The following is a 9,590-nucleotide window of genomic DNA, read 5'->3' as shown; positions in this document are numbered from 1 at the left end:
TTAATAACACTAAAGCCATCTGTTAAACCTGGAATGATAAATTTACCTGTTGCATCAATAATATTTTTTTGATTTTTAGATATATCTGATGCTTCTATAATTCCAAAAATAGTATCAGATTTAATCAATACAGCCATGTTTTTTAAATCTATTTTTGATTTTCCTTGACTAGAAAGGTCTAAAATTGTACCCCCTTTAATAACTAAATCAACTGGGTAGATTTTTGTTTTATTACTTGTACAAGTAATAAATAAAAATAGTAAAGCTGTAAAATAAGTTAGTTTAAATTTCATCTATTAATAATTATTTTTAATGGTCAAATTGTCATGAACCAATCTGCAAACACCTTTGTTTAGCTTTTTATTCTTCTTGCGTTAAAAATATTAAAGTTAAACTATATTATTATAGCTATGTAATTATTAATAGTTAAAATCTTAAATAATTAAGTTTCTATCATAGGTAAGTATTAGATAGAATTTAAAATTTACATAGTAGCAATAGCAGCTTCAGCACAGCGTTCACCATCCATTGCTGCAGAAACAATACCACCAGCATATCCACCTCCTTCTCCACAAGGAAATAAACCTTTAATTTGTGGATGTTCTAGGGCCTCGGTTCTTGGTATTTTTATTGGTGAAGATGTTCTGGATTCAACACCAATAACATTTGCCTCATTTGTATAATACCCTCTCATTTTCTTTCCAAAAGCTTCAAAACCGGTTCTTAATCTACTACCAATTAATGAAGGTAATAAACTATGTAAAGGAGCTGATTTTAAGCCAGGTTGATATGATGTAGAGTTTAAGTTTGTAGATAATTTACCTTCAACAAAATCTGTTAGTCTTTGTGCTGGTGCTGTTTGCGTTCCTCCTCCAGCCATAAATGCCATTTTTTCCAAATCTTTTTGAAATTCTAATCCTTTTAAAACTCCCAAATGATTGTATTTTTGTAAATCTTTTTCAACATTAATTTCAACTACAATTCCTGAATTTGCAAATTCGCTATTTCTTTTAGATGGTGACATACCATTTACAACAACTTCTCCATTTTCAGTAGCTGCAGGAACTATAAAACCACCAGGACACATACAAAAAGAATATACACCTCTATTTTTTACCTGTTGAACTAAACTGTATGAAGCTGGAGGTAATAATTCATTTCTTCCACTTTTACAGTGGTATTGAATTGAATCTATAATTTGCTGTGGATGCTCTACACGAACTCCCATTGCAAATGACTTTGCTTCAAGTTTAATATTTTTTCTATGTAATAAATAATAAATATCTCTCGCCGAATGTCCTGTTGCTAAAATTACACTTTCAACAGTTATCTCTTTATTATTTTGAAGATGTATAGCACAAATTTTATTTTCTTTAATAGTAAAATCTTCCACTCTACTTTCAAAATGAATTTCACCTCCAAATTTTAAAATAGTCTCTCTAATATTTTTAACAACCGTTGGCAATTTATTTGTGCCAATATGTGGGTGAGCATCAACTAAGATTTGATCTGTGGCTCCGTGGTAAACTAAATTTTCAAATATTCTACGAACATTTCCTCGTTTTAGACTTCTTGTATATAATTTTCCATCAGAGTATGTTCCAGCTCCGCCTTCACCAAAGCAATAATTAGAATCTTTATTTACAATATGAAATTGATTAATGGCACGCAAATCTCTACGCCTGTCTTTAACATTTTTCCCTCTTTCTAATACTACAGGCTTAAAACCAAGCTCAATGCAGCGTAATGCAGCATACATCCCTGCGGGTCCAAAACCAATTATGTGAATTTCTTTGGCTTTTGAAACATCCTTATAAGCAAATATATATTCTGAAGGTTTTGGTTCTTCATTATTTAAATAAACTGCTACTTTATAATTGAAAATAATTTGAGATTTTCTGGCATCAATAGATTTTCGCAACACTTTAATAGCATTAATATCATTTTCAGTGATGCCTAAATGCCTGGCTGATTCCTTATTTAAAATATTTTGTTGTGTTGTATCTTGAATTTTAATCCTTAACTGAATCTCTTTTATCATAATTGCAAAATTACTCAATTTCTAAGTATAGTATTATTTTTACACACCTAAATCGACTTAGTAACTCCAATTGTATCTTAAATTACTTATTAATAGTATTTTATGTACATATAAACAATTCACAACAAAAATTCAAAAAGCTATCTCGTTTTATTAGCCCTATAAATTTTCACTTATTCTTTTAGTTTTCTTTAACAAAACTATGAGTATTAATTAGTATAATTGCATATGCTAAAAAATATATTTTATTTTGCTTTATTATTGATTACTATTAAAGCATTTGCGCAAGAATCTAAAGTTAAAGACTCTATAAATACTATTAACTTGATATTTTTTTTAAAAGGTCAAGTAGTTGATAATGCTAATAAACTGCCTTTAAAAGGAGCGAATTTGTTCAATTTAAATTCAGTTGTTGGTAGTATTACTAATGATGATGGTAAATTTGAATTAGCCACTAAAGTTAATGATACTATTTACATTTCATATTTAGGTTTTCAGTCTATTAAATTAAAAATTACAAACGATTTATTGAAAGGAAATGAATTGGTAATTGAATTGCATGAAAGAGTTGAAGAGTTAGCTGAAATTGTTGTAAAATCGCATAAACTTGTAGGTGTTTTAGAAATTGATGCTAAAAATGTTCCTAAAGATAAATATGCTCGAATACATATAGTTGGATTGCCTCAAACTTATGAAGTTGGTTCTCAAGCAAGAAAAGATTACACTTCGCCTATTGATGCCCTATTTAAGCCAATAGACTTTGTCTATAATTTGTTTGGTAAAAAACCACAACAATTAAGAAAACTCAAAAAATTAAGAAGTGATGATAATTTACGTAAAATGTTGGAAGGTAAATTTAATAGAGAATTAATGATGGAGTATTTAGATATGGATGCTCAAGAGCTAACCGAACTACTAAACGAATGCAATTATTCAGATTATTTTATCAGGTCTGCCAGCGATTTACAGCTTATTGAAGCCGTTTTATTGTGTTACGAAAATCATAAAGCTATAAAAAAAGGAAGTACTATAAAGAAAGAAAATTAAAAAAAAAGCCAACTAATTGTTGGCTTTTTTATGAAATTATTTTCAGAAACTTATTGATTTCCTAAAATTAATGGTAAACCATCTTTACCACTTCCAACAATAACAATTTTACTATTAGGTGAATTAGCTAATTTTAATGTAGCTTCAATTCCTTTATCTCTTAAAATTTTATCTGTTAGTGATGCACTTAAAATACGGTTAGCATCAGCTTTACCTCTAGCTTCAATAATTTGTTTTTCAGCTTCTTTAGCAGCTGTTACCAATCTAAATTCATACTCTAAAGATTCTTGTTCTTGTTTTAATTTACGTTCAATCGCATTTTTAATTGTTGGTGGTAATGTTACATCCCTAACTAAAAGTTGATTTAATTGGATATATTCTTTTTCTAATATTTTTTTAGTTTCATCAAAAATTTCAAGTTGAATTATATCTCTCTTACTTGCATATAATTGTTCAGGAGTATATCTCCCAACAACACTACGCGCTGCTGAACGTAAAGCTGGTTTAATTACTCTTTCTAAATAATTTTCCCCAATCCTTTGATGTAATTTTCCTAGTTCGCTTGCTTTAGGTAAGTACCAGGCTGATGTTTCTAAAATAATATCCAATCCGTTTGAAGAAAGCACCTTCATTTTTTCAAAAAGTTCTTGCTGTCTTACTTCATATACAATAACTGTATTCCAAGGAGCTACAAAATGAAACCCTTCACCCAATGGTGGTTGATCTGTTACTACACCTCCATCAAAACGTTTCCATAAAACACCTGCTTCACCGGCATCAATTGTAACCGTTGATTTTGATATAAATATAATTGCCACAATACCTAATAATAGTAAAGGCATTAAAGTTTTTGGTAATTGTAATTGTCCGTTATTACTCATTTTTCTAGTTTTAAATTTCATCAAAAATACGAAACAGAATTCATTAAATTAATATAATTGTGCTTTTTAAGCATAATTTAACTTAAAACTATTCTAACGGAAGAAATGCTCCCTTTAAAAGTACTTTTTTATCCTTTAAATTTGAATTCTCAATTTCTGTCCAATCTTCATTTTTGATTCCAATAGTAATTTGTACTTTTTCAAATTCATAATACTTTTCATTTTTATCTTTCAAAACTAAAACATAAAACGTACCATTATCTTCTAGTATTGCACTTGTGGGAAGTGCTGTTTTTTGTACTGAATTAATTATAATTTCAGCTTCAACAAACATACCTACTAAAAACGATTTATTTTCATCTTCTAAATGTCCATGAACTTTAATAGTCCTATTTTCATTTATTGATTTTCCTACTAAATAAACTTCTGCATTGTATTTTTTTGAAGATGCTTCTGGAATACTAAAAAAGATATGTTGCTTCTTTTTAATTTTTAAAATATCTTTTTCAAAAACAACCAACTCTAAATGTTTATGGTCGTTATTAATAATTTCAAGTAAAACTTCTGAAGAGTTTTTAAATTCACCAATATTTATGTAAATAGCTGTTATACTTCCACTTATAGGAGCGTAAATTCCAATTGTAGAAGTAATTTTACCAGCTTTAACGTTGGAAGGATTAATATTCATTAATCGTAATTTTTGTGCTAAACCATTAGATAAAGCTAGTGCACTTTTATAATTACTCTCTGCTTTTAGGTAGTTTTTTTGAGAAGTGATTTTTTCTTCGAACAATATTTTTTGACGATCATTTTCTGATTTCAAATATTTTAATTGTTCTGTAATTTCCAAATAATTTTGTTGAATTTCAATAAAATCTGGATTTTCTAGAGTCAATAATAATTGTCCTTTTTTTACTTCATCTCCAACTAATAAAGGAGATTTTTTAATATACCCACCCATTATGGCACTAACCTTTGCCCTATTAATAGGTGGAACATCTATATAACCATTTGTTTTAATACCTACAGTAAACGTTTGTAATTCTACTTTTCCTAGTACCATTTTAGCACTTTCAAATTGTGCTACAGAGATATTAATTGTAGATTCTTTTATGGTAATAATTTCAGTTTCTTTTTTAGTAGATTTTGAAGAGTCACACGATAAGGATGCAGTAAGAATTAAGAATAGAAATATGCTTTTTAATATATAAGTTTTCATAATTTTATAAGTTTATATAATTAAGTTCCAATACTATTTGATTGTAACTATTTAAATTGGTTAAGTAATTAATTTTTATTTGGCTAGCAGTCTCAATACTTTGTATGTATTGGAAAAAGTCAATTTCTCCACTTTTATAGCTTAAAGTAGCTGTTTTTAGAATTTCTTTTGCCAAGTTATTTCCACTTTCAGTATAATAATCTAATTGCAACTCACGTTTTTTAAGTTCTTCATTTAAATTATTATATTTTGCCTTCAACTTTAAACTTGTATCAATAACCATTTCATTTGAAATATCTTCTCGTATTTTTGCGGCACTAATTTTAGCTGATTTCCCAAAGAAGAATAAAGGAATTGAAACTCCTGCCTGAAAATTATTTACAGATGTATTTGCAGCTAAATCTTTGCTATTAAAATAATTAAATTGTAAATCAGGTAATAATTGTTGTTTTACAACACCTTTTTGTGCCTTAAACAACTTGCTATTTTCAGTATAATATTTAGTAATTGAATGGTTCTTTAAATCAATACTTTTAGGTACTATTTTGGATAAATTAATTACTGAAATTTTAAATTTCTCTTCTGTTTGAAGTAATAAATTAAAGGATTCATAAGCTATATTTATCTCATTCGCAAGCTGTTCTAATTGAATGGAAAACTGTTTATGTTTAGACTGTGAAGTTATCATTTCTAAATAATTAGACTCACCTAATTCAAATTTGCGGGTAGCAGATTTTGAAAAATCTTTATACAAACTATCCAAAGCAATTAATTGCTTCTTTTTTTGATTTAAATAAACAATAGTACTATAAGATTTTGAAACATTTTTAATCAAATTAGCTTTTGCTAACTGATACTTTATCTCTGTTAAATTTGAAGTAATTTTATTCACTTTCTTTTTAGCAAAATAAACAGTTGGAAACTCAATTGTTTGGTCAATTCCATACGTTTCAAAAGGTTTTCCATTACTACCTAAATTGGTTTTATCATACATATAATATACATTTGCTTTCTCTACTTCAAATGCACTTTTTATTAATTTTTCACTTCTATTTACCTCTAATTGTTTGATATTTAATTGCTTATTATTATCCACTGCAATTGCAATAGCTTCATTCATTGAAATTTTTTTTTCTTGAGAAAATCCAATAACTGGAGCTAAAATAAAAAGTAAAATAATGGTAGATTTAAGCTTGTTTTTTCTCTTTATTTTAAATTCTTTCGTATCAAAAATAGCGTATAAAACAGGTAAAACTACCAAGGTTAAAATTGTTGCAGTAACTAAACCTCCAATTACAACAGTTGCCAACGGACGTTGAACTTCTGCTCCTGCACCAGTTGAAATTGCCATAGGTAAAAATCCTAATGCTGCAGCTGCAGCTGTTAAAATAACGGGGCGTAAACGCTCTTTTGTACCTAATAATATTCTTTCGTACACATTATCCATACCTTGTTCTTTTAATTCTTTTAAATGTTCAATAAGTACAATACCATTTAATACTGCAATACCAAATAATGCAATAAACCCAACACCTGCAGAAATGCTAAATGGTAAATCTCTAATCCAAAGAAAGAGAACACCACCTACAGCGGATAAAGGAATTGCAGAAAACACCATAAGTGCATCTTTTATAGATTTAAATGCAAAATGCAGCAATATAAAAATCAATAATAAGGCAATTGGGACTGCAATTTTTAAACGAGCTTTTGCACTATTTAAATTTTCAAATTGGCCACCATAAGAAACAGTATAGCCCACAGGTAGTTTAACTTGGTTTTCTATCACTTCCTGCACGTCTTTTACCACAGATTCCATATCTCTATTTCTAACATTAACACCAATAACAATACGTCTTTTTGTATTATCTCTTGCTATTTTTGCAGGGCCTTTAGTATATTCTATTGTTGCTAATTCATGCAAAGGAATTTTATTTCCAGAAGGAGTATCCACATATAAGTTTTTAAGGTTATCTATGTTTTTTCTGTATTCTGGTTGTAATCTAACAACTAAATCAAATCTTCTCTCTCCTTCAAAAACATTTCCTAATGTTTGCCCTGCAAATGACATGGAAACCAATTGATTTAAATCGTAAATATTTAAGCCATAACGAGCTACTTTTTTTCTGTTATATGTAACAGTCATTTGCGGTAAACCATCTATTTTTTCAACAATTATATCTGCAGCTCCTTCAATATGCGCAATTTTAACTTTAATTTCTTCTGCTTTTTGAGCTAAAATACTTAAATCATCTCCAAATACTTTTATTGCAACATCTGCTCTAACACCAGTAATTAACTCATTAAATCGCATTTCAATAGGTTGTGTAAATTCAAAATCTATACCTGGTATTATAGATAATTTTTCTTTAAATTTATCTGCCAATTCATCTTTTGATTTTGCAGAAACCCATTCCCCTTTTGGTTTCAATTTTATAATTACATCACTTTCTTCCATAGACATTGGGTCGGTTGGTACTTCAGCAGCACCAATACGAGAAACTACTTGGTCAACTTCAGGGAAATTATTTAATAAAATTTGCTCAATTTGTGTGGTAATTTCTACTGTTTTTGTTAAGGATGTTCCTGTTTTTAATACTGGTTGAATTACAAAATCTCCTTCATCTAAAGTTGGTATAAATTCTCCTCCCATTCTACTAAAAAGAATACCTGTTGCTATTAACAATGCCAATGAAGCAACAATTACTGTTCTTTTATGGTTTAAAGCCAATTTTATAGTTGGTTGATATAAACTATAAAAGAAGTTCATTAAGCGTACTGAAATGTTATTTTTAGAGACTTTTTCAGGTTTTAAAAAGATAGAAGCAACTACAGGAACGTATGTAAAACATAAGAACATTGCACCAATTAAAGCAAAACTAAATGCTAAAGCCATTGGTTTAAACATTTTTCCTTCAACACCACTTAATGATAGAATTGGAATAAATACAATTAAAATTATAAGTTGTCCAAAAACTGCTGACGTCATCATTTTAGAGCTACTTTTATAAGTAATTTCATCAATACTATCTTGTCTATTACTTTTAGATAATTGCATTAATTCTTTTCTATTACTTGTAATTTTAAATGCTATAAACTCAACAATAATCACCGCTCCATCTATAATAATTCCAAAGTCAATAGCTCCTAAACTCATTAAATTAGCATCTACTCCAAAAATATACATCATAGATAAAGTAAAAAATAAGGATAATGGTATAACGGATGCAACTACTAACCCTGAACGAAAACTTCCCAAAAGAAGAATAACTACAAAAATTACAATAATGACTCCTAAAATTAAGTTCTCTGCTATGGTAAAAGTAGTTTTACCTATTAATTCACTTCGTTCTAAAAATCCGTTTATAAAAACTCCTTCAGGAAGTGTTTTTTGAATTTCAGCAACACGTTGTTTTACAGCTTCAATAACTTTGTTAGAGTCTCCATCTTTCAACATCATTACTTGTCCTAAAACCTTCTCTCCTTCACCATTTCCGGTAATTGCACCAAATCTATTTGCAAAACCAAAATCAACTTTGGCAACATCTTTTATTAAAATTGGAATTCCATCAACATTTTTTATAACAATATTTTCAATATCATCTAATGTTTTTATCATTCCTTCTCCTCTAACAAAAAAGCTTTCATTACTCTTTTCAATATATCCTCCTCCTGCTACACTATTATTTTTTTCTAGTGCATCAATAATGTCCGTAGCTCTAATATTCATTGATTTAATCTTTTCAGGATTAATTGCAACTTCATATTGTTTTAGAAATCCACCCCAAGTATTAACCTCAACTACTCCTGGAATACCAGATAATTGTCGTTTTACTACCCAATCTTGAAGAGTTCTTAACTCCATTGGGGAATATTTATCTTTAAACCCGGGCTTTGTATCAAGAATATATTGATAGATTTCTCCTAAACCAGTAGTTATAGGACCCATTTCAGGAGTTCCAAAACCTTCAGGAATTTTTTCAGCTGCAGTTTTTATTTTTTCAGCAATAAGTTGTCGAGGCAAGTAAGTTCCTATTGCATCATCAAAGACAATAGTTACTACAGATAATCCGAATTTTGAAATGGATCTAATTTCTTGAACTCCTGGTAAATTAGCCATTTCTAATTCTACAGGATATGTTATAAATTGCTCAACATCTTGGGTAGATAAATTTCTGGAAGTTGTAATAACCTGCACTTGGTTATTTGTAATATCTGGTACAGCACCAATTGGTATTTGTGTTAATGAAAATAAACCAAATGCAAAAATTGCAGCTGTAATTAATAGAATAATAAGTTTATTTTCTATACTTATTTTAATAATTTTTTGTAACATAATATAATAATAAATAATTGTATATGATTGAAATACAAATTATTGCATTTCAAATTAACTATAAACAGG

General features: G+C 28.6%; 5 protein-coding genes and 1 pseudogene. 1 reads left to right on the top strand and 5 read right to left on the bottom strand.

Features of this window, described 5'->3' with window-relative positions; genetic code table 11:
* Both QM495_RS03095 and QM495_RS03090 read right to left on the bottom strand, forming a co-directional pair.
* Window positions 1–293 (bottom strand): annotated as a pseudogene (locus tag QM495_RS03095) (hypothetical protein); the annotation flags it as partial.
* 191 nt (window positions 294–484) lie between these two features.
* A complete protein-coding gene (locus QM495_RS03090) occupies window positions 485–2,041 on the bottom strand; it encodes an NAD(P)/FAD-dependent oxidoreductase (RefSeq protein WP_408670645.1) in 1,557 nt (518 codons plus the stop codon).
* A gap of 228 nt (window positions 2,042–2,269) precedes the next feature.
* Here QM495_RS03090 and QM495_RS03085 point away from each other — a divergent pair, with 228 nt between their 5' ends.
* Entirely contained in the window at window positions 2,270–3,088 is an 819-nt protein-coding gene (locus QM495_RS03085; protein WP_408670644.1) for a carboxypeptidase-like regulatory domain-containing protein, read from the top strand.
* Window positions 3,089–3,138: 50 nt separating this feature from the next.
* Here the strand turns inward: QM495_RS03085 and QM495_RS03080 are convergent, their stop codons facing one another.
* From QM495_RS03080 to QM495_RS03070, 3 genes are all read right to left on the bottom strand, one after another.
* A complete protein-coding gene (locus QM495_RS03080) occupies window positions 3,139–3,969 on the bottom strand; it encodes a prohibitin family protein (protein ID WP_408670643.1) in 831 nt (276 codons plus the stop codon).
* A gap of 88 nt (window positions 3,970–4,057) precedes the next feature.
* On the bottom strand, window positions 4,058–5,188 hold the full coding sequence (locus QM495_RS03075; RefSeq protein WP_408670642.1) for an efflux RND transporter periplasmic adaptor subunit: 1,131 nt from the start codon (window positions 5,186–5,188) through the stop codon (window positions 4,058–4,060).
* Window positions 5,189–5,192: 4 nt separating this feature from the next.
* On the bottom strand, window positions 5,193–9,521 hold the full coding sequence (locus QM495_RS03070) for a CusA/CzcA family heavy metal efflux RND transporter (RefSeq protein ID WP_408670641.1): 4,329 nt from the start codon (window positions 9,519–9,521) through the stop codon (window positions 5,193–5,195).
* Window positions 9,522–9,590: the final 69 nt, after the last annotated feature.

It is taken from the genome of Lutibacter sp. (assembly GCF_046055765.1).
GTDB lineage: Bacteria > Bacteroidota > Bacteroidia > Flavobacteriales > Flavobacteriaceae > Lutibacter.
Note: the sequence above shows the minus strand (reverse complement) of the source record. Positions and strands in the feature narration are given on the sequence as shown.